The organism is Methanocrinis sp., from assembly GCF_049974945.1.
Lineage (GTDB): Archaea > Halobacteriota > Methanosarcinia > Methanotrichales > Methanotrichaceae > Methanocrinis.
In genome coordinates this window covers 1-24239 of record NZ_JBNGCU010000019.1, presented here as the reverse complement: position 1 = coordinate 24239, position 24239 = coordinate 1, and the positions used below count along the sequence as shown (strand labels likewise).

At 59.6% G+C, this 24239-nt stretch carries 24 protein-coding genes; 13 read left to right on the top strand and 11 right to left on the bottom strand.

What is annotated here, in order from left to right:
* The first annotated feature begins 36 nt into the window (after positions 1 to 36).
* Both ACP5EL_RS03355 and ACP5EL_RS03350 read left to right on the top strand, forming a co-directional pair.
* Positions 37 to 996, top strand: a complete 960-nt coding sequence (locus tag ACP5EL_RS03355; RefSeq protein ID WP_428401035.1) for an AEC family transporter — start codon at positions 37 to 39, stop codon at positions 994 to 996.
* A gap of 20 nt (positions 997 to 1016) precedes the next feature.
* The gene (locus ACP5EL_RS03350) at positions 1017 to 2447 is read left to right on the top strand and encodes a B12-binding domain-containing radical SAM protein (protein WP_428401034.1); all 1431 of its coding nucleotides are present in this window, start codon (positions 1017 to 1019) and stop codon (positions 2445 to 2447) included.
* A gap of 62 nt (positions 2448 to 2509) precedes the next feature.
* Here the strand turns inward: ACP5EL_RS03350 and ACP5EL_RS03345 are convergent, their stop codons facing one another.
* From ACP5EL_RS03345 to ACP5EL_RS03295, 11 genes are all read right to left on the bottom strand, one after another.
* Positions 2510 to 4426 carry a GNAT family N-acetyltransferase gene (locus tag ACP5EL_RS03345; RefSeq protein ID WP_428401037.1) on the bottom strand — a complete coding sequence of 639 codons (1917 nt, stop codon included), beginning with the start codon at positions 4424 to 4426 and terminating at the stop codon, positions 2510 to 2512.
* Positions 4427 to 4743: 317 nt separating this feature from the next.
* On the bottom strand, positions 4744 to 5190 hold the full coding sequence (locus tag ACP5EL_RS03340) for a carboxymuconolactone decarboxylase family protein (RefSeq protein WP_428401033.1): 447 nt from the start codon (positions 5188 to 5190) through the stop codon (positions 4744 to 4746).
* A gap of 10 nt (positions 5191 to 5200) precedes the next feature.
* Entirely contained in the window at positions 5201 to 6124 is a 924-nt protein-coding gene (locus tag ACP5EL_RS03335) for a methanogenesis marker 7 protein (protein WP_428401032.1), read from the bottom strand.
* Positions 6117 to 6692, bottom strand: a complete 576-nt coding sequence (locus ACP5EL_RS03330; RefSeq protein ID WP_428401031.1) for a methanogenesis marker 17 protein — start codon at positions 6690 to 6692, stop codon at positions 6117 to 6119. The genes ACP5EL_RS03335 and ACP5EL_RS03330 overlap by 8 nt, the downstream gene beginning before the upstream one ends.
* Position 6693: 1 nt before the next feature.
* The gene (locus tag ACP5EL_RS03325) at positions 6694 to 7920 is read right to left on the bottom strand and encodes a methanogenesis marker 15 protein (RefSeq protein ID WP_428401030.1); all 1227 of its coding nucleotides are present in this window, start codon (positions 7918 to 7920) and stop codon (positions 6694 to 6696) included.
* Positions 7917 to 8354, bottom strand: a complete 438-nt coding sequence (locus ACP5EL_RS03320) for a methanogenesis marker 5 protein (RefSeq protein ID WP_428401029.1) — start codon at positions 8352 to 8354, stop codon at positions 7917 to 7919. The genes ACP5EL_RS03325 and ACP5EL_RS03320 overlap by 4 nt, the downstream gene beginning before the upstream one ends.
* Before the next feature lie 9 nt (positions 8355 to 8363).
* A complete protein-coding gene (locus ACP5EL_RS03315; RefSeq protein WP_428401028.1) occupies positions 8364 to 8789 on the bottom strand; it encodes a methanogenesis marker 6 protein in 426 nt (141 codons plus the stop codon).
* A complete protein-coding gene (mmp3, locus tag ACP5EL_RS03310) occupies positions 8790 to 10316 on the bottom strand; it encodes a methyl-coenzyme M reductase-associated protein Mmp3 (RefSeq protein ID WP_428401027.1) in 1527 nt (508 codons plus the stop codon). It lies immediately after the preceding gene.
* 1 nt (position 10317) lies between these two features.
* Positions 10318 to 11922, bottom strand: a complete 1605-nt coding sequence (gene atwA, locus ACP5EL_RS03305) for a methyl coenzyme M reductase system, component A2 (protein WP_428401026.1) — start codon at positions 11920 to 11922, stop codon at positions 10318 to 10320.
* Between the two features lie 381 nt (positions 11923 to 12303).
* The gene (locus ACP5EL_RS03300) at positions 12304 to 12909 is read right to left on the bottom strand and encodes a UbiX family flavin prenyltransferase (protein WP_428401036.1); all 606 of its coding nucleotides are present in this window, start codon (positions 12907 to 12909) and stop codon (positions 12304 to 12306) included.
* Between the two features lie 51 nt (positions 12910 to 12960).
* Positions 12961 to 13875: a deoxyhypusine synthase gene (locus ACP5EL_RS03295; RefSeq protein ID WP_428401025.1), complete on the bottom strand. Its 915-nt coding sequence runs from the start codon at positions 13873 to 13875 to the stop codon at positions 12961 to 12963.
* A gap of 144 nt (positions 13876 to 14019) precedes the next feature.
* Between ACP5EL_RS03295 and ACP5EL_RS03290 the strand changes: the two genes are divergently transcribed.
* From ACP5EL_RS03290 to ACP5EL_RS03240, 11 genes are read left to right on the top strand one after another with little or no spacing between them, the layout of a single operon-like run.
* Positions 14020 to 14415 (top strand): NADH-quinone oxidoreductase subunit A, encoded by a 396-nt coding sequence (locus ACP5EL_RS03290; protein WP_428401024.1) that lies wholly within the window; start codon positions 14020 to 14022, stop codon positions 14413 to 14415.
* Positions 14406 to 14978: an NADH-quinone oxidoreductase subunit B gene (locus ACP5EL_RS03285; protein WP_428401023.1), complete on the top strand. Its 573-nt coding sequence runs from the start codon at positions 14406 to 14408 to the stop codon at positions 14976 to 14978. Before ACP5EL_RS03290 ends, ACP5EL_RS03285 begins: the two co-directional genes overlap by 10 nt.
* 17 nt (positions 14979 to 14995) lie before the next feature.
* On the top strand, positions 14996 to 16711 hold the full coding sequence (gene fpoD / locus ACP5EL_RS03280) for a F420H2 dehydrogenase subunit FpoD (RefSeq protein ID WP_428401022.1): 1716 nt from the start codon (positions 14996 to 14998) through the stop codon (positions 16709 to 16711).
* Positions 16712 to 16717: 6 nt separating this feature from the next.
* Positions 16718 to 17767, top strand: coding sequence for a F420H2 dehydrogenase subunit FpoH (gene fpoH / locus ACP5EL_RS03275; protein ID WP_428401021.1), 1050 nt, complete (start codon positions 16718 to 16720; stop codon positions 17765 to 17767).
* Between the two features lie 11 nt (positions 17768 to 17778).
* A complete protein-coding gene (locus ACP5EL_RS03270) occupies positions 17779 to 18339 on the top strand; it encodes a 4Fe-4S dicluster domain-containing protein (protein WP_428401020.1) in 561 nt (186 codons plus the stop codon).
* A gap of 21 nt (positions 18340 to 18360) precedes the next feature.
* A complete protein-coding gene (locus ACP5EL_RS03265) occupies positions 18361 to 18660 on the top strand; it encodes an NADH-quinone oxidoreductase subunit J (RefSeq protein ID WP_428401018.1) in 300 nt (99 codons plus the stop codon).
* Positions 18653 to 18919 (top strand): NADH-quinone oxidoreductase subunit J, encoded by a 267-nt coding sequence (locus ACP5EL_RS03260; RefSeq protein ID WP_428401017.1) that lies wholly within the window; start codon positions 18653 to 18655, stop codon positions 18917 to 18919. Before ACP5EL_RS03265 ends, ACP5EL_RS03260 begins: the two co-directional genes overlap by 8 nt.
* A gap of 22 nt (positions 18920 to 18941) precedes the next feature.
* The gene (gene fpoK, locus ACP5EL_RS03255) at positions 18942 to 19244 is read left to right on the top strand and encodes a F420H2 dehydrogenase subunit FpoK (protein ID WP_428401016.1); all 303 of its coding nucleotides are present in this window, start codon (positions 18942 to 18944) and stop codon (positions 19242 to 19244) included.
* A gap of 4 nt (positions 19245 to 19248) precedes the next feature.
* Entirely contained in the window at positions 19249 to 21210 is a 1962-nt protein-coding gene (nuoL, locus tag ACP5EL_RS03250; protein WP_428401015.1) for an NADH-quinone oxidoreductase subunit L, read from the top strand.
* Positions 21207 to 22709 carry a complex I subunit 4 family protein gene (locus tag ACP5EL_RS03245; RefSeq protein WP_428401014.1) on the top strand — a complete coding sequence of 501 codons (1503 nt, stop codon included), beginning with the start codon at positions 21207 to 21209 and terminating at the stop codon, positions 22707 to 22709. The genes nuoL and ACP5EL_RS03245 overlap by 4 nt, the downstream gene beginning before the upstream one ends.
* A 1-nt stretch (position 22710) precedes the next feature.
* Positions 22711 to 24189 carry an NADH-quinone oxidoreductase subunit N gene (locus ACP5EL_RS03240; RefSeq protein ID WP_428401013.1) on the top strand — a complete coding sequence of 493 codons (1479 nt, stop codon included), beginning with the start codon at positions 22711 to 22713 and terminating at the stop codon, positions 24187 to 24189.
* The last annotated feature ends 50 nt before the right edge of the window (positions 24190 to 24239 follow it).

The window sequence follows — 24239 nt, the reverse complement described above, 5'->3', positions numbered from 1 at the left end:
GCTTGAGGGCGGAAAAGTCACCGAGGGCCGAATCTCATGATCTCCATCTACTCAAGCCTCTTGCAGTCGCTCGCGATCATAGTGGGGCTGATCCTGGCGAGCCTCCTTCTGAGGAGAAAGTCGATCATCTCTGAAGAGCAGAGGCCGGTCTTCGGAAGGCTGGTGACCGACTTCGCCCTTCCTGCCCTGATCTTCTCGGGGCTCGCGCGGCAGAGCTTCGAGAGGGGCGAGCTGGTCGCCGTCGGGATCATGGCCGCCGCCCTCCTGATCTGCATGATCCTGGGCTGGCTCGCCGGTCGAGCCCTCGGCCTTTCGGCCGGCCAGCTCGGGGCCTTCATCCTGGTCGCGGCCTTCGGAAGCTCCTCCACCCTGGGCTACGCCCTGATCAGCCAGGCCTTCCCGGACGATCCGGCGATGCTCGCCGAGGCGGTGGTGATAAGCGAGCTTGGCGTCGGAATCCTCATATTCACGGTCGGGGTGGCGGTGGCCATCAGCTTCGGCCAGGGGGCAGGCGGATCATTGACCTCGGGGCTGAGGACCTTCCTCCGGTCGCCGATATTCATCTCCCTGGTCCTGGGGCTCGCCTTCTCCTTCCTCGAGCCCTCCCCGACAAACCCCGTCCTCAAGACCGCCCTCGACCTCATCTTCCGGATGCTGGACGTCATCGGCGGCTCCCTGGTGATCTTCGTCGCCCTGGCCATCGCCCTCATGCTCAAGCCGATACCCGCAAGAAAGCTCGCCGGCCTGATCGTGGCCGTGGCGCTGATAAAGCTGATCGCAAAGCCCCTGATCGCCTTTTCCATGGCCGAGGCCGAGCTTCTCCCCATGACCGTGACCGAGATCCTTTTGATCGAGGCCGCCATGCCCTCGGGGACGGTGGCCGCGGTTCTGGCCGACCGGTACGGCTGCGACGGGTCGATCGCATCGGCTCTGGTCATCGCCACCTACGGCCTGAGCCTCTTGACGATCCCTTTAATCATGCTGCTCACAATTTAGAGAAATCCAGGAGTCGATCGATGAAGAGCTACGAACCCGAAGAGGCGAATAGAATCGGCCTCGAACAGAAAAGCGCGTCGCCGAGGGTTCTATTCACCACCGTATACCGCAACGAGACCAAGCCCTACGACTACATCGGCGCCAACTCCCGCTCCAGGTGGTTTCGGTTCCGATGGCCCCGAAACCAGTCCTTCGGCCTCCGCTTCCTCAAGCAGAACATCCCCGAGATCGAGATCGCCGAGTTTCCGACCTTCGAGGATTACAGAAGGAGGCTCGCCGAGGGCTGGGACGTGGTCGGCCTCTCCTTCTACCTGAGCGAGACCGAGGAGGCCCTGGAGATGGCAGATCTCGCCCGGGCCTCTGGGAAGGTCGGAGAGGTCTGGGCGGGAAACTACGGCGCCCTCACCCCGGAGATCAAAGAAAAGTTCGACCGGGTCTTCGTAGGATATGCCGAGAGCCAGGTCGCTCCATACTTCGGCCGAACGGCGGAGAGGATCGTCCACCCGCCTCTCATCGAGCACCTGGACACCACCTTCGGCCTGAAGCTGAACATCTATGGGGCCCTCTTCACCATCAGGGGCTGCAGCGTCGGCTGCAAGTTCTGCCAGGCCCCCTGCTTCTGCAACAGGCCCAGCCCCCTGCCCCTGGAGTCGATCGATAGGGTTCTCTCCTACTATCAGGAGCAAGGGATCAAGGTGGTGGTGATCGAGGACGAGAGCTTTGGCGCGAACCGAAGGCACGCCGATCGGGTCGTCGACCTCCTGGACGAGCACGAGATGGTCTGGGGCTGCATGGCGAGGGCCGACTATCTTCGAGATAAGATCGACGAGTGGGCGGAGATGAGGAGGACGCCGAAGAGGCGGAGCTGTGGGTGGCGTAACCCCGTCAGCGGCTTTGCAGGCGCCGCCATCGGGATCGAGAACTTTCATCAGGAGGTCCTCGACGACGTGACCAAGAGGGAGAGGGCCGAGGAGATCCTGGAGACGGTCGAGAGGCTCCAGCATCACGGCCTGGGAACCGTCGGCTACTACATGATCGGCTTTGCGGGCGATACAAAGGGGTCGATGAAAGAAGATATCGAGCGGCTCGCCGCCCTAAAGCTGGATCTAACCCAGATCTGCGTTCTGACTCCCCTCCCAAAGACGGAGCTCTGGGAGGAGATCGATAGAAGGTACGGGATATTCGATCGCGACTATCACCACTACGACGGAAAGCATCTGGTCTGGAACCACCCTTCTATCACCCCATCGGAGATGGAGAGGGTCCTCGACCGGTCGATGAGGCGGGTCAACCCCAGGACTGCGCCCCTGAGGTCGTCGGCGAGGATCTGGAAGAAGGCCTACCAAGAGGCGGGACTGGCGGGCATAAGAGAGCTCTTATCCTACATCTTCAGGGCGAACAGGTTCGACTACGATCGGGGGCCGAGGATGCTCAAAGCCGATGGAGACTGAGACCGAAAAGGCCGCGAAAAGGAGCGAGGGAGCGTACATCCAAGGACGGCAGAAGCGCCCTCTCAATCCCGCAGGCTGCCCTCGACCTCGCCATTGCCCTGGGCCGATCCCAGGTCGTCGAAATGGACCCTCATCTCGTAGACGCCGTCCTCCTCCCAGACCTTCTCCAGAGCGAAGCCCATGCTGTGAAACATCCGGAATATCCGGGTGTTCGAGGTGAGAACTTCGGCCACAAAGCCGAGGAGCCCCTGTTTTTTAGCCAGGTGGGTGAGGCGGCTGAGGATCTCCCTTCCCACCCCTCGCCGGTGATAGTCGTCTCTGACCACGTAGGCGACCTCGGCCATGTGGGTCTCGGCGGCGATGTCGTACTGGCCGACCCCGACGATCGTCTCCCTCCCGGTCTCTCCTTGCTCCACCGTCGCCAGGATCACCATCTTCTTCGAGTAGTCGATGACGGCGAACTCCTGGAGCCAACGGTGGGAGAGCTCCTTTCTCGCCGTCATGAACCTGCTGTAGAGGCTCTCGTCGGAGAGGGAGTGGAAGAACTCCTTGAGGAGGGGTTCGTCGGTGATCTTGGCGGGCCGGAGCAGGATCGTAAGGCCTGATTTTGTCGTCCTCCTGATCTCGAGGCTCTCGGGGTAGATCCCGGCCTTGCCGGGGACGAAGGCCTGGTCCGGGTAGATCAAGTTCAGCCTCTTAGCCTCCTCGATCAGCCGGGGCCGGTGGTCGGGGTGGGCGATCGATATCAGGTCCATCGCCCTCTCTCGGACGTTCTTAGCGTGGAGGTAGGCGATCCCGTACTCGGTGACCACGTAGTGGACGTCGCCCCGGCTGAGGGTAACGCCGGAGCCGGGCTCGAGGGCGGGTACGATCCTAGACTTCCTGCCGTCGTCGGCCGTTGACGGTAAAGCGAGGATCGACTTTCCGCCCCGGGCCAGGACCGAGCCCCGCATGAAGTCGGCCTGACCTCCGATCCCGCTGTAGTGGGCCCCGGCCAGAGATTCGGCCGTAGCCTGGCCCGAGAGGTCGATCTCGATGCAGCTATTTATCGCTGTCATCCCCCGGTTTCTGGCTATCACCAGAGGGCTGTTGGTATAGTCGATCGACCTGAACTCGACGAGGGGGTTATCGTCCAGGAACCGGTAGGTCGACTCAATCCCCATGCAGAAGGAGGCGACGGCCTTCCCCCGGTCGATCGTCTTCTTTGAGTTGTCGACGACCCCCGCCCGCATCAGCTCCGCGATCCCGTCGGTGAAGAGCTCGGTATGGACCCCCAGGTGCTTCTTGCTCGCGAGGTTCGATAAGATAGCGTTTGGTACCGAGCCGTAGCCCACCTGGATGGTGGAGCCGTCCTCGACGAGCCGAGCGACGCGGCCGCCGATCCTCTGGGCGACGTCCCCATAGACGGGGTCCTGGTACTCGAGGATCGGCTCGTCGCAATAGACCAGCCGGTCGACCTCATCGACGCCGATGAAGCCGTCGCCGTGGACCCGGGGCATCCGGGGGTTGATCTGGGCGACGACCATTCCCGCAGCCTCCACCGCGGCTTTGACGATGTCGACGCTGACCCCCAGGCTCATCAGGCCGTGGTCGTCGGGGGGTGAGGTCTGGACCAGGGCGACGTCGATGGGGATCGCCCCTTTGCGGAAGAGGGAGGGAACCTCCGATAAAAAGATGGGGGTGTAGTCGGCGTCCCCCCGGTTGATTGCTCCTCTGCTCCGCGACCCGACGAAGAAGGAGTTGAGCCTGAAGTTCTCCCGGAACTTCTCCTCGGCGCAGGGAGCGATCCCCAGGGTCCAGACGTGGATCATCTCGGCGCCGAGGAGGGATTTGGGCCTCTTCTCGACGTACCCCTTCAGGGCTCCGACCAGGTGCTGGGGCTCGCCGCACCCGGTCCCCACGAAGATTCGATCACCCGGATGGATCTCTTCGAAGATGGCGTTCTCCGGCCAGAACTTCTTCTTCCACCTCTTCTTCATCTCATCGAGCTCTGAGCTTTTATCGTCCGGATAGAGCGCCAACGCTAATAACCTCCTCTGATCGCCGAAAGGCTCCTGCGAAAATCGAGTATGTTAGGGCTTCCGGCTGGGATAAATATTGGTGGAGGTTATATTTATCAATGTTGGTATAAAAATGACCTAATTAATAATGAAGGACTTCCGGAGAATTTAAGGCGGCAGGGTTCAAGGTCTACCTCGCCCCGAAAGGCAGCGTCGGAGAGGTGGTTGAGATTGGACCTTGAGGAAAGCGGCCAGGACCAGATGAAGAAGATCTGGACCCCGATCAAAGAATACGGTCAGATGTCCATGGGATCGCCGTTTCCGCCGCTCACCTGGCAGACCGGGCAGACGTCCCTCTCCTCGTTCAGCTCTCTTGTGGCCATGGCGAGGACGGTGGCGTTGGCGATGTTGCCGGCGATGAGGAGGGCGGCCCCAATCTCGTCGTCGGAGATCCCCATCCTCTTTGCGATCCTCAGATGGAGCTTGAGGCAGTGGCTGCAGCGGACGGCTGCGGCCACGGCGATGGATATCAGCTCCTGGGTCTCCAGGTCCAGAGCCTGGGAGCTTCTGATGATGGCGTTGTTGTGAAGGATCTTGGTGACCAGAAGCTCGGGCTTGTCCTCCATGAACCGAAATATGTACGGCACCTCGCCGTACGTCTCCTCGATCGCGGCTAGCATATCCTCTGCCGTCTGCTCTTTGCCCTTCTTGCGGATTCTGTCAAGATCTTCTTCAAAGCTCATAACAGCTCACCTAGACCATGAAGCCGGTCTCCGACATGGGCAATATCCGGACGAGTATATAGTTCTTCATCCTGGAGGGCAGAACTTTGGCGATCTCCCCCAGGGTAACGCCCTCGTCGAAGGTCACCCCAGCCACCGCATCGTGGTACTCGTCGTAGGGCAGCTTTATCCTCAGGCCGTCCAGGTTCAGGGCTATGGGGAGGGGCGAGTAAGACTGCATTATGTCTGGCACCTGCTCTCTCACCACCTCCATCGCCCTCGGCGGCGTGGTGGTCAGGGGGTCTTTTGAGATCTGACTGCGGACGCTGTCCAGGGCTCTTCCCACCGCCGCCACGATGTTGTCGAGGCTTCCTATCTCCGTCGCCTTCCGGGATCGATGGGCGATCCGGCCTACGTTTGGTACGTACTCGAAGGCGTAGGGCAGATCCTCCTTCTTCATCTCGGGGCCTCCGGTGACGATCACCGGAACGGACAGGTTCCTATAGAGGTGCTCCTTCTTGAGGATGCAGTCGGCGAAGTTGCCGAAGGTGAAGACGACGGCGTCGTGCTCGTTGATGAGGGCGGTCTCGTACTCGTCCATCTGGGCGATATCTCTCGCGACGCCTCGGGCCATCCCGATCATGTTGCTCTTGGCACCGTGCCTCCGCAGGTACTCGGCGACGTCACAGGCGGGGTGGGGGAGGTGATGGATGGCCAGGGTGGGGGTGACGACGGCGATCTCCGTTCCTGTGAGAGGTGCCCTTTCGAGCTTGCCTCGAAGCTCCTTGGTCAGATCTTCCAGGACCAACATGTCCTCGTGAGGGACGAGCATCAGAAGGATCACCTCGCTCTGGGCGACGTTCTTCTGGAGGACGTACCCTCCCAGGTCCTCGATCAATTCGGTCACCAGGTCGTGCTTGTAGACGCCGCCTGTGAACATCACGGGATCAAGCATCTCTCATGCCTCCCAGTCTCTCCTTCGCCTCGGCCACCATCTCGGGCTTTATGGTCTCCTCTGCGGCCAAAAAGAAGAAGCTCTCTTTGCCCATCTCGTTCCTCCGGTTCCGGAACCCCTCCGGAGCTATCCGGACCAGGGCGTCCATGAGGTCTCTTCTGAACTCGGTCTCGGTGTCCGCCACCACCAGATCTTGGGGAGACTCGTCCGATAGCACCACCAGAACGTTCCTCTCGGGCTGCTCCACCTTATCCCGGCCAAAGGTGCTCCAGAGGACCCGGATCAGGTTCGCCATGTGCTCCTCGTCCTCTACGGTGATCTGAAATCCGCCCTCGGCTGGTACCAGGTCGCCGACGTCGCTGACCTTCAGGGGCGGCAGCTTGCCCCGGATCATCCCGAAGACGGCGAAGTAGGGCGCCTCGATGTCGACGTAAACGTAGAGCCTCCCAATCGACCTGATCAGCCCCAGATCCTGGAGGATGTCCATGATGATCTCTCGGTACTTCTCGGCCCCGTAATCCTCGCCGGGCATCTCGACCTCGAAGACCTCGAGGGGGTCCATCTCCATCTCAATCCTCCACCAGGCCCGAGACGAGAAGGCTCGCTCCAACGCAGCCTATGTACTGGGCGTAATCGGGGACCATCACCTTGAGGCCCAGGAGCTGCTCCATGGCCCGCGGGAGGCCCTCGATCAGGGCGGTGCCCCCCACCATGATCACCGGCTCCTTCACCTCCACCTCCTGGAGCTGCTGCTCGAAGACCTGCTCTGCGACGCTGTGGCAGGCGGCCATGGCCACGTCCTCGGGCCTGCTGCCCGCCGAGAGGCTGTTCACCAGGCTCTGAGTTCCGAAGACGATGCAGTAGCTGTTCATGGGCACCTTCTCGTAGTCCCCCTTCAGAGCGAGCTTTCCCAGCTCCGTTATATCGACCCCCAGCCGCCGCGCTGTCAGCTCCAGAAACCTTCCCGAGGCCCCGGCGCAGATCCCGCCCATGGTGAAGGTTCCGGGGATACCGTCCTGGACAGATATCGCCTTGTTGTCCATTCCACCGATGTCGATCACCGTGGCTTCACCTTTCTGGGCGTCCGCGAGGAATACCGCCCCCTTGGAGTTGACGGTGATCTCCTCTTGGATCAGCATTGCTCCGAACTCCTTGCCGACCAGGTGGCGGCCGTAACCGGTCGTCCCCAGGCCCTGGATCTCTTCTCTTTTGACACCGGCAGACTCAAGGGCAGCGTTGTAGGCGGCCTCGGCGCTCTTGACGACCTCAGTGGTGGGAACCCAGCCGGTTCCGATGACCTGGTTATCCTGCATAACCACGGACTTGGTGGTGGTCGAGCCGGAGTCGATCCCTGCGGTGAGGCCGGTCTGCCTCTCCCGAGATAAGAGCCCCTTGAACTTGGCGGTGGTGACGAGGGCCTCCATCCGGGTGAGGAGGGTCTCGGCAGTGGTCCTCTCGGTGAAGGAGTAGCTGAGGACCGGGATCCGCGAGTTCTCGTGGATGTACTTTCGGATCTCGCTGCGGACTATCGCCCCTTCGGCACACCGGAAGCATGTGGCCACGAAGACGGCATCGGCGAGGTCGGGGTTCTCCACGATCCGGGTGGCCCTCGCCATGGCCAGGTTCAGGTCGCCGCTGGCCACCTCGATCCCGAACCTCTCCTCGACGTTCCTGACGTCCTCCAGGGAGACCTCTGGGAAGACGAGCTCCGCGCCGACCATCTCGGCGGCCTTCTCCAGTTCCCCCTGGACGCCGCTGTACTCAGAGCCGCAGGAGAGCTGGGCTATCCTGATCAATTCAGACCCTCCAGAAACTCGCGTATCTTGTGGACGAACCTCTTTGCCTGAAACTCATCCTCGGGATAATCCAGCTCCAGGAGGGGGATTCGTCTCGTTTTGAGGAGAAAGCGGGTCAGCTCGTTGGTCCTGGCGCAGCCGGTGCACCCCAGGGTGCAGTCGTCGCCTCTTATGACAATGGCGGCCTCCGCCTCCTCGATCATCGGCCCCAGGAGGGACATCCTTCCCCGGACTCCGGAGGGTACGTCGACGGCGGCGTACTTCAGCCCCTTCTTCGGGTCCTCGGGGGTCATATTCAGGGGGGGCGAGTCGAGACCGGGGGTGCTGACCTTCTTTCTGACCTCTTTTGATACCACCAGCGCCTCGTGGCCGGTCCTCTCGACGAGATCTGCCAGGATCATGCTGGTGGGAGGGTATACCATGACTTTAACCATGAACCAACCTCAGGAAAACTCCTCTTCTACCATCTCTTCAAGCCTCTTTAGGCTCGGTCGCTTCTTCGTCCCGATCTCTGGTGGAACCTCTTCGCCCCTCGCCTCGGAGGCGAGGCCCCGGGATATCAGGGGCAGGATCTCGGACTCGTGCTGCATCATGTAAAAGCCGGGCCTCGCGCCCCCGCCGCGGTGGCCCCGACACCTTCGAGGATCGCCGGGCGGAAAGCCCCTATCTTTGATGAAGATGTTGCTCTCGTCCATCGCCCTGATCTCCTTGACCGTCGCCTCGACGTCCTCCTCCTCGCCGTCGATGATGACTCCAAAGCAGGTCTCCTTTACGTTGATCTCCCGCCCGAGTTCGTAGATCTTGAGAGCGATGTCGGAGGGGAGGACGTCGGAGTCCGGACTCGTCACCACGTACTTGGTAGCCTTCACCTATCGCACCTCCAGAACGTAGACGGTCTCCTCCTCCTTTACGTCCCGCAGCTTCTCCAGGTCGAGGATGCGACCGACGATGTTCGTCGCCAAAAACTTCTCTCCCGAGGGGCCGTACTTGGGGTCGTCCACGAGCTTCACGCCCACCAGGCCGGCGTTCTTGGCGGCCTGGTTGGTGATACCGATCTCTCCCGCCCTGACCACCTCCGCCGGCTTGTTCTCGGGTAGGATCTCCTTGTAGCTGGTGGCCGATATCGTCGGCTTGAAGAGGACGGTATTCTCGTAGACGAAGTAGACGGGAAGGGGGCCTACGGGCTTCTCTTTCAGGCCCACCACGTGCCTGAAGTAGTCTAGGGACTTGGGGGCGCGGTCGTCGTAGAGCTCTATCGCCACCATCCGGTCGGCCGGGATCGTCGTGACTCTGACCCTTCCCTCTTTGAGGATCTGCATGGTGGTGACCGGCCTCTGCTCCACCACCACGGCGTCGTCGCCGGTGTAGCCCTCGACCTCGAAACCGATCCCCCGGGACCTCGCGATCTCCTCGGCCTCTTGGAGGGGGAGCCCCATCAGCATTATCCTCTCCGGGCTGACCTTCACCGCCAGCCTCATGCCGGGCTCTGCGAGCTTCACCAGGTCCATCCCTGAGGAGACCTTTCCCACCACAGAGTGGGTGGGGATCGAGGTTCGGTCCGCCTTGTAGATGAAGATCCTCCCCAGGCCCCTCCCGCTGATCCGGATGGTTACGGCCCCTTCCGCTCTAGGCTCGCGGTTCTCAAACTCGATCCGCTCGCCTACCAGGACGTCGGAGGAGGTGTAGGAGCTGGAGACGCCGTCCACCGAGAAGACGCCGTCCCTCGTCGCTGCCAAGAAGAACTCTGCTCCTTGGGGTGCCTCCTCGATCAGGTTCACCTCTATTCCGGTGTATATCTCCATCCCCTCGGAGAGAGGGAGGGACAGGTCCTTTGTCGCCATCTTCTCGGAGAGGGCCGCCCACTCCACGATCGGCTCAGCATCCAGGATCTGGTCGCCCATCTCGAGCCTTCCGAGGAGGTCTTTTCCGCTCACCACGTTGGCAAATACGCCCCGATTCTCGGCGGGCGCGCCGTAGGCTGCAGAGTGCCTCTTTCTCGCGAAGACCACCTGAGCCTTATCGGCCTCAAAGCCGCTGGCGCCAAAGACCACCTCCCATCGGTCGTACTCGTGCTCCTCTCTGGTGGGAGCTATCTTCGCTGAGACCGGCCCGAAGGCGACGGCCGCACCGTCGCTCCAACGTGCCCTGAGCCCCGAGATCTGGCCGACGGCTTTGTGCCACCTCTCCTGGATCTCCGTATCGAGGAGCTCTATCCTCAGCTTTCCCTTGGTGGTGTTGAGCCAGTAGGAGTTGGTCTCTTCTGCCACCTCCTCCCGGCCCTTGACTATCCCGACGATGGTCTCCTCCCGAGGCGAGACGCCGCTCGCCTGGAGGGCGTCTTTCAGGGCCGACCCGTCCTTGAGGGAGATCTCCGCACCATCTACAAAAACTTTCAAGTCAACTCCCCAGCATCTCCTCTTCTTCCTCTTTCGTCATGAGGGAGAGCACACCGTCGGGCGTTCCAAGGTGAACTATCTTGCCGTTTCGCATCAACGCCGCCCGATCGCAGACGTTCTGGACGAAGTCCATATCGTGGCTGACGATGAGGAAGGTCTCGCCGAGCTCGTCTCGGGCGTTCAGGACCGATTTGGAGACGTCCATCTTGGTTATTAGGTCCATCGTTCCCGTCGGCTCGTCCAGGACCACTATCCTCGGCTCCTTGATCAGGACCTGGGCCATGGCCACCCTGTGCCTCTCGCCCTCGCTCAGCTCGTTGGGGCTCTTGGAGAGGACCAGCTCGGCCTCGTCCTCGGTGAAGCCCACAGTGGTGAGGGTGTGGATCGCCTTCCTCTCGGCCAGCTCGAAGGGGAGCGCGAGGCCGATCGACTCGGTGAGGTTGTCGATGACGCTGCGGTAGGGATAGAGGGTGTACTCTTGATGGAGCATCCCCATGTACTTTGTTGCCCTCCCCTTCTGGTCCGCGCCGAGGACGGTCATGTCCACCCAGTCGTCTCCCACCCTGCACCAGATCCCGCCGCTGGTCGGGGCGATGATCCCGTTCAGGATCTTGGAGAGGGTGGTCTTGCCCGCGCCGCTCGTCCCCACCAGGCCGAAGATCTCTCCCTCGTATACTTCGAGGCTGACCCCATCCACGGCCCGCACGACGCCGCGGTCGATGCTGATGTAGCGCTTGGCGAGGTCTCTGCACCTGATTATGGGAGCACCGACGTCGGCCTTCTTCCTCTCCTCCATCTTGCCGGCCATGGAGACGAACTCGGCGGCGACATCCGAGGGATCGCCCTGGGATACGATCGCACCGTGGTCGAGGAGGACGGCGCGGTCCGTCAGCTCCACCATGACGTCAGGCCAGTGGCTGGTGATGATCATGGTCATGTTGAAGTCCTCGACCGCCCTTCTGATGCTCTCGTGGACCAGGTCTGCGGTCTTGGGGTCCAGGGTCCCGGAGGGCTCGTCGGCGAGGAGCATCATCGGCGACTTGGCGAGCTGACGTGCGAGAACCACACGCTGCTTCTCGCCGCCGGAGAGCTCTCTTGCGACGTGCATCATCCTGTGAGACATGTTCACCTCGTCCAGCAGGTCCGCAGCGCGGTTGACGCTTATGGACCCGCCGCTCGCCTCCTCGACGGCGCGCATTACGTTGACGATCACCCTCTCGTCGCCGTATAGGGCGAAGGTCCGCTGAAGCATGATGGCTATCCTGCGAGATATGTCACGCCTCTTCAGATCGTTGATCCCCAGAGAGACGAAATCGGCGTCGAAGGCCTCTAAAGGCCCGCCGCACCTGCACGTCTCTCCCACCTTGCTCGGCGGCTCGACGTGGCTGCACTCGGCACATCTTGCGACGTGGTAGATCACGTTGCCGCTGATATTCTCAAAGGGCTCCACGCCTCGGAGGACGTGCAATAGGACGCTCTTGCCCGACCCGCTCCTTCCCAGGACGCCGAGAGACTCGCCCTCTTTGATCTCCAAATTGACATTACGCAGGGCTTCAACTTCGCCAAATCGCACCGTCAAGTCCCGGATCTCAATAAATGGTGTCAAATTATCTCGCCTCGTGTTGGTATTGTGTACGAACTACGAACCATCCCGAATTTAAGTTTATCCGAGACCGTCCCGTCAGAGACCGCCATCGTCGATCATCAACGCCGATTATACATTTAGTCCAAGCCTGAGCTGGTCTCCAGATATGGGAACGTCTCCCTCCAAAATATGGTCCATATCTTCGGGCTTGATGAGAGGGCTCCTATCCCTCTCCTCCCTTCTTTAAAAGAAATTCCTTGTCTGAGTAAGACTCATGAGCAGCCTCAAGACATTCCTTACAGACGTGAAAAACTGTATCCTCGAGGCCATGTATGGTAGCTTGATTGGCTTTTACAGGCAACGTCTCCTTGTCGACACCACAGATTTGACATTTCATCTAGGTCACCTCTTCTCAATCTGATTTTCGTCGTTATAAGCATTTCCGCTCAGCGGAGTCCTCCACCTCTGGTAAAGGTCGTGCTTGACCCCCAAAAGGTCGAGGACCCTCCCCACCACCACGTCCACCATCTCCTCGACGCTTCCGGGCTTCGAGTAAAATCCGGGACACGGCGGAAGTATGATCGCCCCGGCCTCCGTGGCTGCGACCATGTTCTTCAGGTGGACGAGGTTGAGGGGCGACTCCCGAGTCACCAAAATCAGCCTCCTCCTCTCCTTCAAACAGACGTCCGCCGCCCGGGTGATGAGGGTGTCGGATATGCCGTTCGCAATCCCCGCCAGGGTTCTCATGCTGCAGGGAGCCACCACCATGGCGTCGAAGATGTTGGACCCGCTGGCGATAGACGCCGTGAAGTCGCGGGCTGAATAGACCCGATCTGCCATCATCTCCACCTCGATGGGGCTCTCCTCGGTCTCGATCTCGATTATCTTCCTGGCGGCCTCGGTCATCACCAGGTGGGTCGTGCACCCCATCTCAGCCAGGACCTCCAGGAGCCTGATCCCGTAGGCGACCCCGGAAGCTCCGCTGATCCCCACCACCACGTCAAGAATCTTTCCTGTCCTCTGAATGGTATCACATCCTCTGGCGAACGAAAACGCCGATCAGGCCCTCTCGAGCCGGGTGAGGGCGGACGCCACCATCAGAGGGAAGTTGATGGTGGCATCGCCGTATACTGTCACCTTCCTCGCCTCTGGCGCGATCTTGCCCCAGGAGACCGCCTCGGAGAGGGACGCGCCCGAAAGACCCCCGGGCTCGGGCCGGTCCGTGGTGAGCTGGATGGCCAATTCGAAGCTCTTGGGGGTGACGAGCATCGACTGGAGGGCGAAGTTCTTTGGAACCCCTCCCCCGATGATGACTATCCCGGACCGCTCAGCGGCGTAGCAGATCTCCACCAGCTCTCCGACGTCGCTGAAGGCGTCGAGGTTGAGCTTATTTGTCTGTTTGTACAGCCAGGCCTGCAGACCTATCATCGAGTCCGAGATGGCCGGACAGAAGATGGGAACACCGCAGTCGGAGGCGGCCCGGAGGATCGACTTTTCATCATCGATCCTGCTGCCCAAGTGCCTGAGAAGCTCGGTTCCGGCCATCGGATCTCTGCTTTCGGGGAGAAGCTGCTGGAGGAGCTCCTCGAACCGGATGAAGTCGTCGTCTCCGACGTAGACGTCGTATATCCTGCTCACCCCCTCGTCTCTTAGACGGGAGTCGGAGGCCTCAGCATCTCCCAGTACGTGATGGCTATAGGCCTCGATCACGTCGTGGACGAGGTTTGCTCCCGTGGAGATGAGAACGTCTATCTTGCCATCTCTTATAAGTCCCGATACTATATTTCTCATCCCCGCAGGAACCATCGCGCCAGCCAGGGTGAAGAACTTGGTGTAATCCCCCGATAGCATCTCCTGGTAGATATTTACGGCTTCAGCCAGCCTTCTCGCGCCAAAGCCGCAATTTTCCATCATTCTCACCAGCTCATCTGCGTCCATCCCGGGCTCGATCTCCATCTGTCTTATATAATCCACCTAAACTCACCTGAATTATCCGAGTTTGATGCCTTTAGTGACCGACCAGATCACCGCTTAGCGGTAGTGATGCTAATCGATTTTCTCATAAACCTTTTATATCAGTACCTTGTGTTTAGCTCTTACGGCTAACGGAGGTAAAAAATGAGCGGCGAAATGGTGGCAGTGGACTATTATATCCCACTTATTATGTTTTTGATAATAGGTGCCGTTGTGCCTATTGGCGCGCTGGCTGCCGTGAAGATCATATCTCCTCAGAAATCAACTTTTCAGAAGAGGTCTACCTACGAGGGCGGGCTGAGACCTATACGGGAGGCTATAATCCAGTATAACGTCCAGTATTATCTCTTCGCCATCGTCTTCGTGATCTTCGATGTTGAGGTTCTCTTCCTCTATCCATGGATCTACGTCTACGCTTCCGAGGTGATCCCCACCTTGGGAGGAGTGAACATTGCGGTCATCGACATGCTGATTTTCATCGTCGTGCTGTTGATCGGGTTGCTCTATGCCATCAAGAAGGAGGCGTTGCGTTGGGTATAAGCGATGTCATACCTCTGCCTGTTGCAGTTGATAAGGAATTGGAGAAGTGGACTATCTGGGGCAGACCCCTCACCGATGTCTGGTTCACCACCACGGAGAAGATCCACGAGATCATCGATATGGGCCCCATAAAGAACGTCCTGAACTGGGGCAGGAAGAACTCCCTGTGGTTTTTGATGCAGCCGATGGGGTGCTGCGGAGTCGAGATGCTCGTCTTCGGATGTCCCCACTACGACTGCGATCGGTTCGGCATATTTCCCCGGGCGACCCCCAGGCAGGTCGACGTCATGATCATCAGCGGCTACATAACACGAAAGTACCTGCCGGCGATCAAGAACCTGTGGGAGCAGATACCGGAGCCAAAATGGGTCATGGCGATAGGCGAGTGCGCCATCTCCGGCGGGCCTTTCTACGACTCCTACAACATCATAAACGACACCAGCAAGTTCTTCCCCATAAACGTATTCGTCCCGGGCTGTCCCCCTCGGCCTGAGAAGTTCATCGAGGGCTTCAGGGAGCTTCAGGAGAAGATCAAGCAGCGTGAAGACAAGAGAGGCTATTAGAGAGGAGGAGTTCACCGTTGACAACTGCAAATGATGTCTTGTCTGCCCTGCAGTCGGCCTTTCCGGGAGCGATCGAGGAGGCGAAGGTCGCACCCGAGCGGCAGCTCTGGGCCACCATCAAGCCTGACAAGATCGTGGACGTCTGTAAGTACTTGAGGGACAATCACAGCTTCGACCACTACTCCGGCGCGGCGGGCGTGGACAGGATCAACGACGGCCTCTTCGAGGTCACGGAGATGCTGGCTAGCCACGGCGCGCACCAGGTGGTGGCGCTCCTGAAGGTGAAGACCGAAAGGAATAATCCGTCGGTCAAGTCTCTGACGGGCCTTTACTGGAACGCCAACTGGTACGAGCGCGAGATCTGGGAGATGCTGGGCATCGAGTTCGAGGGCCATCCCGAGCTTTATCCCCTTCTGCTCTGCGACGAGCTGGTGGGGGTCTGGCCCTGGAGGAAGGATTTCAAGGGCTACCCCGACTACACCACCGCCGAGAGGGCGATAGAGAGGGTCACCTCCGAGGGGTACACCGAGTATTCCTTCCCCCCCAGCGAGGCCGAGATCAAGGCTGGGGCAGTCCCTGTCGAGAGGCCGGAGTATCCCACCTTCCGGGAGAGGGAGGAGAGGGAGATTCAGAGCGAGTCTGAGATGATCCTCCACATGGGTCCCCAGCACGCCGTCGTTCCCGGACCTTTCCTCCTGGACATCCTGGTGGATGGAGAGAGGGTGAAGAAGGCCTTCCTGGACGTGGGCTACATCCACAAGGGCATCGAGAAGATAATGGAGAATCGGACCTACGTGCAGGGCATACCCATCACCGACAGGCTCTGCTACATGGCCTCCCTCACCAACAACGAAGCCTACTGCGGCGCCGTGGAGAGGCTTCTTGGAGTCGAGGCTCCCGAGAGGGCCCAGTACATCCGGATGATCCTGGAGGAGCTCTCTCGAATCCAGAGCCATCTCTTGGGCACCGGCGAGTTTCTGACCCTCATCGGAAGCGCCGTCTTCTCCCCCTTCCTCTACATGATCATCGACCGAGAGGATGTCCTCAGCTGCATAGAGAGCGTGACCGGAGCGAGGATCAACCACAGCTTCGTCCGGTTTGGCGGGGTCCGAAACGATCTACCTGACGGCTTCAAGGACATGACCCTGGACGTCCTCAAGATGGTCAGGCAGAAGACCGATGAGTACAAGGAGCTCTTCCTCTCCGACAGCATCTATCAGAAGAGGATGGAGGGGGTGGGGGTCCTCTCGCCGTCGGAGGCGAGAAGGCTCGGGGTCTCAGGCCCGCCCCTGAGGGCGTCGGATACGCCTTACGACATGAGGCGGGAAGATCCGTATCTCCTCTACAAGGATATGGACTTCGATGTGATCACCAGGAAGGAGGGCGACTCCAAGGCACGGGTCGAGGTCAGGCTCGACGAGATCCTCGAGAGCTGCTACATCATAGAGCAGTGTCTGGACCAGATCCCAAGCGGCCCCATAATGGCCGAGGGCGTCCCCAAGAGGATCAAGCCCGAGCCGGGCGAGGCCTATTACCGGGTCGAAGACCACCGGGGAGAGATGGGATTCTTCGTAGTGAGCGACGGGTCCGATAAGCCCGCCAAGGTGAAGGCTCGGGGGCCGGTCTACGCCTACTTCCAGGCCCTTCCCCCGCTTCTCGAGGGCGTCTACATAGCCGACGTCGTCGCCATCGCGGGCAGCATGGACGCTTGCACCAGCGAGGTGGACAGGTAGGAGGGAATGAATTTGGTATTATCTGCGATCACAGAATTTGCAGCCCAAGAGCCCAAGTTGTACGCTTTCATCATCGGGCTGATCGGCGCCGCCATCCTCGCCTCGGTCATAAACGTGGCTGCGATGGCCGTCGTCTGGCTCGAGAGGAAGGTCATGGGCGACCTTCAGGGGCGGTACGGACCTAACAGGGTCGGCGGTCGATGGGGTATCCTTCAGCTGGGCGCCGACGCCATCAAGCTCTTCACCAAGGAGGATATCATCCCGAGGGGCGCGGACAAGCCCGTCTACGTATGGGCCCCGATCGTGGCCAGCGCCACCACCATGCTGGTGGCGGGGGCGATGCCCTTCGGCGCCGTGATCATAGACGGCAAAGAGATCCCCCTGGTGGTGGCCAACATGGACATCAGCGCCTTCTACGTCGAGGCGGCGCTGAGCATCATGGCGATATCCGCCTTCATGGCGGGCTGGTCTTCGAATAACAAGTACTCGATGTTGGGAGCCTTTCGTGGCATAGCGAGGATGATCGCCTACGAGGTTCCCATGGGGGTCTGCGTCATAAGCGTCGCGATAATGGCTCACAGCTTGAACCTGGTGGAGATAGTCCAGGCCCAACAGGGCATCTGGTTCGCTTTAGCCCAGCCACTCGGCTTCGTGATATTTGGCATCGCCCTCATAACGGACCTGGGGAGGATGCCCTTCGACCAGACCGAGGCCGAGGAGGAGATCATAGCCGGCTACAACACCGAGTACAGCGGAATTCGGTTCGGCCTGCTCTACTTCCAGGAGTACAACATGATGCTCCTCGGCTCCGTCCTGCTCGTCCTCCTCTTCTTGGGAGGCTGGAACGGCCCCGTCATCCCGGTGATATCCTTCATATCGCCGATGATCTGGTTCTTCATGAAGCTGCTCATAGTGCTGGTGGCCCTGATCTGGGTGCGGGTGTCGCTTCTCAGGTTCAGGATAGACCAGGTTACAGACCTCGGGTGGAAGATACTGCTCCCCCTATCGATGGTCAACCTCGCATGGGCTGTAGCAGTGGGACTGTACTTCGCATGAGGTGACGATCTATGGTGCTTAAGAACCTCAAAATGACTCTGAAGCGCTCGATGAGCGGCGTGGAGGTCACCCGTCTCTATCCAGAGAAGATCATGGAGCTTCCTGAGGCGGAGAGGGGCGTCCACGTTCTGGAGATCAGAAAGTGCATCGGATGCGGTGCCTGTGCACGGATCTGCCCCAACGACTGCATCGAGCTGGTGCCTTATGCGCGCGGAAACCCCCTCAAGAACAAAAAGCAACAGTATCCTCAGATCGATTATGGCAGATGCATGTTCTGCGGCCTCTGCGTCGACGACTGCCCGGCCAATTGCCTGACCATGTCGAAGGTCTTCGAGATCGCAGGCTGGGAGAGGGACGACATAGTATACGGTCCCGAGGATATCGCCGTCGGTCAGTACACCGACCAGGAGCTGGCCGAGCTCGCCGAAGAGGCGAAGAAGGCCGCTGAGGAGAAGAAGAGGAAGGCCGCCGAGGCAGCCAAAGCCAAGAAGGCGAAGGCAGCCAAGGCCAAGGCCGCCGAAGAAGGAGAGAAGGGTTCCGGCGAGAAGGCCGCCAAGAAGAAGGCAGAATAAACTATCGGAGGGTGAGACCGGATGATAGATCTGACTCAGTTTTACGACATAAGGTACCTGATAGAGCTTGGAGCTTTCTCCCTGCTCGCAGTGATTATCCTCGGCCTCTCAATCCTCACCGTCTACTCCAGAAACATAGTACACAGCGGCCTTTATCTCCTGGGGAGTTTTGCCGCGGTGGCTGCGTTATACATATTCCTGAACGCCACCTTCGTTGGAGTGGCCCAGGTTCTGGTGTACATCGGAGCGGTGGGAGTGCTGATACTCTTCGCAATAATGCTCACAAGAAAGACGCTGATGGAGGAGGAATCCCATGGTTAAGGTAAAAACGGCGATTTTAACGCTGATCTTTCTGGCCACGCTGCTCGTATTGATCGCAGCGACACCATGGGGCAGCGAGGAGAAGGGTTCGTACAGTTTCGAGCCGAGAGAGGGGGCCAGGGCCCCGGAGAGCGGAATAGGGGAGGTTGGTGTTGAGATCTTCACAGTATATCTCTTCCCCTTCGAGGTGCTCTCCCTGGTGCTTCTGGCAGCCCTGATCGGAGCGATATACGTCGCAAGAAAGGAGTTGCCCAGATGATGGGGTGGAGGGAGGAAAACAGATGATCCCACTAGTGCTTTACGTGCTGCTGGCGTCGGCGATGTTCACCATCGGCCTTTACGGCCTTCTGACCCAGCGGAACGGTATCAAGCTTATGATGTGCGTGGAGATCCTGCTGAACAGCGCAAACATCAATCTGGTGGCGTTCTCGGCCTACCTGCCCAACGTGAACGGCCAGGTATTCGCCCTGTTCTCCATTGCCCTGGCCGCTGCGGAGGCCGGTGTTGGATTCGCCATACTGATCGTGCTGTACAGGCTGTACGGAACGATAGAGCTGGACAACATCAACGCGCTGAGGTGGTAAAGGGATGTACCAAGATTACGCCTATCTGATCGTGGGCTTGCCGATACTGGCCTTCGTGCTTACGATCTTTCTGGGTTGGCATCTGCCAAAGGGGGGCGGGTTCTTCACAGTTCTGGCGACCTTCGCGGGGTTCATACTATCCTTTGGGATATTCAGGGAGATTTATCCCAACGATGAGATAGTCCACCAGTCGATGCATTGGTTTGCGAGCTTCAACGCCGGGATCCTGATAGATCCGCTGGCGATTGTGATGCTCTTGATGGTCACCTTCGTCTGTACCATGATCCACACCTACGCTCTAGGATACATGGAGGGCGACCCTGGGATGGCACGGTACTTCGCTGAGGCCGGCCTCTTCACCGCGGCGATGCTGGGCCTGGTCTTCTCCGACAACCTGCTTCAGCTCTTCATATTCTGGGAGCTGGTGGGTCTCTGTTCTTACCTCTTGATCGGGTTCTGGTACCGAAAGCCCTCTGCGGCCTCCGCCGCCAAGAAGGCCTTCCTGGTGACCAGGGTCGGAGACGTGATGTTCCTCGCGGGGATAGTTCTCCTCTACACCAACATGTTGAAGCTGAACCTGACCCTTCCGGATGGGGCGTACCTGCTCCAGTTCCAGACCATCTACGACAGCCTGACCCTGATACCCCCCGACCAGCTCACCTGGATCGCGGTGCTCCTCTTCGGCGGAGCCGTCGGCAAGTCGGGTCAGTTCCCGCTGCACGTCTGGCTTCCTGACGCCATGGAGGGTCCCACCACGGTCTCGGCGATGATCCACGCCGCCACCATGGTTACCGCGGGGGTCTACCTGGTGGCAAGGATGTTCCCGCTCTTCTATGCGGCACCCAACGGGCTCATGGTGGTCGCCTACGTCGGCGCCTTCACGGCGCTCTTCGCAGCGACGATGGGCCTGGTGATGTTCGACATCAAGAGGGTCCTCGCTTACTCGACCGTCAGCCAGCTCGGCTACATGATGGCGGGCCTCGGGATCGGAGCTGCCATGGGAGCGTTCTCCGTCGGAGTCTCCATGTTCCATCTGATCGGCCACTCTTTCTTCAAGGCCCTCCTCTTCCTCTGCGCCGGAAGCGTGATCCACGCCGTCGGCACCAACGATATGAGGGAGATGGGAGGCGTCCTGAAGCACATGAAGTGGACCGGGCTCACCATGCTCGCGGGGTCCTTAACCCTGGCAGGCTTCCCCCTGACCACCGGGTTCTTCAGCAAAGACGAGATCATCGTCACCGCCTACGAGCACGGTGCCATGGGATTCGGCTGGGTCCCCTACATCTTCGCGATCGTAGCGGCCCTTCTCACCGCCATATACACCTTCAGGCTCTGGTTCTTGACCTTTGACGGTGAGGCGAGGAGCGACTATCACAAGCACGAATCGCCCTGGATAATGCTGGGCCCTCTGGTGATCCTCGCATTATTCGCCCTCTTCATGGGGATGCCCACTCAGGAGAACTTCTACCACTACGTCGGAAACAACTTCGAGCATTATGGAGTCGACTTTGAGGAGCTGGCGGTGATCGGAGGCCACCACGTCGAGCACGCATCTCACGTCACCGAGCCCTTCATCATCAAGATCCTCCCGATCATAATCGGCGTCGGCGGCATACTGATCGCCGCTCTCTTCTACTCGCGGTGGAAGAGGTTCGACCCGGGGATGATCACCTCAGATAGAGATCCTCTGCGGCACCTCCTGCTCAAGAGGTACTACCAGAACGAGATCTACACCCTCTGGTTTGCAGAGAAGGTGGTCTACGGTATCGCTCTGGTCTCGAACATGATCGACCTCAAGATCATAGACGGCACAGTGAACAAGATAAGCGCCATATCAGTCGGATTCGGCGGAACTCTGCGTAAGGTCCAGACCGGTGTGATTCAGAACTATCTCACCGCCATAGTTCTCGGGCTAGCGGTCCTGCTGATACTGATTCAACTGGCGTCGATGGGGGTGGCGATATGATTGACAACGCCATATCACTGATGATCGCCATACCACTCTTAGCAGCGGTCTTCGCCTTCCTCAACGGGAAGGCAGCGAAGTATGTGGCCCTGATAGGGTCCCTCGTCCCCCTGGCGATATCGCTCCAGATGTTCCAGGAGTTCGACAAGACCTCGAACGCGATGCAGTTTGTAGAGAGCTACGACTGGGTTCCCGCCATAGGCGTCAAGTACACCGTCGGCGTCGACGGCATAGGTCTGCCCTTGATACTCCTCTCGACGATCGTGAGCGTCCTGGTGGTGGTATACTCCTGGGGCGAGAGCAAGAGGTCAAACCAGTTCTTCGCCCTCCTCCTCTTGAACGAGGTCGGAGTTCTCGGAGTCTTTACGGCCCTCGACTTCTTCCTCTTCTACATCTTCTGGGAGATCGTGCTCATACCCATGTTCTTCTTGATAGGGATATGGGGCGGGCCGAGGAAAGACTATGCTGCGATCAAGTTCTTCATCTACACTCACGTGGCAAGTCTGATCATGCTCCTCTCGATATTCGCCCTCTACTTCAGCTACAGAACGCCTGAAGGTCTCAGAACCTTCGACATGCTGACCCTTCTTGAGGCGACGGGAGACTCGACGATCTTCTCGCCGATGCTCTTGAACGTCATCTTCTTCGGGCTCCTCTTCGGGTTCCTGGTGAAGATGCCCGCGGTCCCCTTCCACACCTGGCTTCCCGATGCTCACGTCGAGGCGCCGACCGCAGGGAGCGTGCTTCTGGCAGCTCTCCTCCTGAAGATGGGCGGCTACGGCCTCTTCAGGGTGGTAATGCCGATGCTGCCTAACGTCTCGGCGAACTACATCACCCTGATGGCGATAATCGGCGTTGTGAGCATCGTCTACGGCGGCTTTCTGGCGCTGGCCCAAAAGGACCTCAAGAAGATGGTCGCCTACTCCAGTGTTAGCCACATGGGCTACGTCCTTCTTGGTGCCGGGGCCCTCAGCGTCCTATCGGTCCAGGGAGCGATGTTCCAGCAGTTCAGCCACGGCCTGATCACCTGCGTTCTCTTCATGTCTGCCGGGACCATACAGCACACCGCCGGAACCAGGATCATCTCCGAGCTCGGTGGCCTATCCGATCGGATGCCCAAGTTCGCGGTCCTGATGCTGGCCGGTTTCATGGCATCTCTGGGACTTCCCGGGATGTGCGGCTTTGTGGCCGAGCTCTCGGTTCTGGCCGGATCTTACCAGAACCTCCCCGTATACGTCCTGATAGTGATCTTCGGCGGCATCGCCGTGACGGCAGGCTACCACCTGTGGGCGATGCAGAAGGTGATGTTCGGGCCGATCCTGAAGAAGTACCTGGATCTCAAAGATCCTCATTCCTACGAGATCCTCTCCATGAGCATACTGATTCTGCTCATAATCTACTTCGGGGTCCAGCCGGCGACGATCACCGATATCATGGGTGTGGCGGCAGAGCCGCTGGTCAAACCGTTTATAGCAGTGGCTGCGACGGGGGTGATCTGAAGTGGCACTAGCATTCGGTGACTATCTCTCTCTCTTGGGAGCAGAGGCGCTGCTGACGGGGCTTGCTCTGCTGATGATCCTGATCGGCCTCTTCATGAAGAACAAGAACCTGATGGGATACCTGAGCCTCGCGGGGCTCGTCGCATCTCTCTTCCTGGTGATGGGCGCCGACAGGACCACTGGCCCCCTCTTCTACGGGACGATAGAGGTCGACGCCCTATCCCAGTTCTTCAAGCTGGTCTTCGTCGCGGTCGCTCTGATCGTGGTGATGGCGGGCCTCAGCAGGTACAAGGACAGTCCGGCTCAGGACGAGTTCTACGTCCTCCTCCTCCTGGCCACGGTGGGGATGATGGTGGTGGCAAGCTCCATGGACCTGGTCACCCTCTTCATAGGGTTTGAGCTGGCCAGCCTCTCCACCTACGCCATGGCCGCCTTCGACCGGGAGAAGCAGAACCTGGAAGCTGCGATGAAGTACTTCATCTTCGGATCGGTCTCATCAGCGATGATGCTCTTCGGGTTCTCCCTCCTCTACGGCCTCTCGGGAACCACAAGGCTTGCGGAGATCGCCGCGGCCTCGGTGGCGGAGATGGGGCCTGCAACCCTCGTAGCCCTCCTCTTCGTGGTGGCGGGCTTCGGGTTCAAGATGGCTCTGGTGCCCTTCCACATGTGGGCTCCCGACACCTACGAGGGCTCGCCCACCATCGTTACGGCCTTCCTTGCGGCAGGCTCCAAGAAGATGGGATTTGTGGCGGCCTTCAAGGTCCTCTTCATAGCCCTGGTGGCCCTCAGCTTTGAGTGGTACATGGCCTTCGCCATACTGGTGGCGATAACCATGACCCTCGGGAACATCGTGGCCATCTGGCAGAAGAGCGTCAAGAGGATGCTGGCTTACTCCAGCGTCGCCTACGCAGGCTACATCGCCATCGCCTTTGTGGTGGTCGGAGCCGCCGACAGCGGCGGACTGGACCTGGCTGTGGCCCAGAACGGCCTTGCCAGCGGCCTGATGCTGATCCTCGGCCACGCCTTCATGAAGACCGGGGCTTTCATCGCCGCTGCGGTGGTGGGATACATGGCCCTCTCTGAGGGGAAGAAGAACCCCGACGATCTGGAACAGTATGCGGGCCTGGGGCGAAGAGCCCCCATAACCGCGTTCTGCATGCTGATCTTCCTCTTCTCGCTATCGGGGATCCCCCCGACTGCAGGGTTCATCGGGAAGTTCATGCTCTGGGGTTCAGCGATCGACTCCGGCCTGGTCTGGCTGGCGGTGCTATTCGCCCTCAACAGCGCTCTCTCGCTGTACTATTACCTGAGGGTGATCATGTACATGTACGTCAGAGAGCCCGCGGGAGCGAAGATCGCAGAGCCGAAGGGGTACGTCCTGGCCATGGTCGTGGCTTTGGTCGCGGTCGTCTACATCGGCCTCTTCCCCCAGGCCTTCGTCGACTTCGCATACAGTGCAGCAGCTGTTCTGCTGCACTGAAAACCTTCTTTTTTTCCTGCGCCCTATTTCGACGACCTATCGCTTTTGAA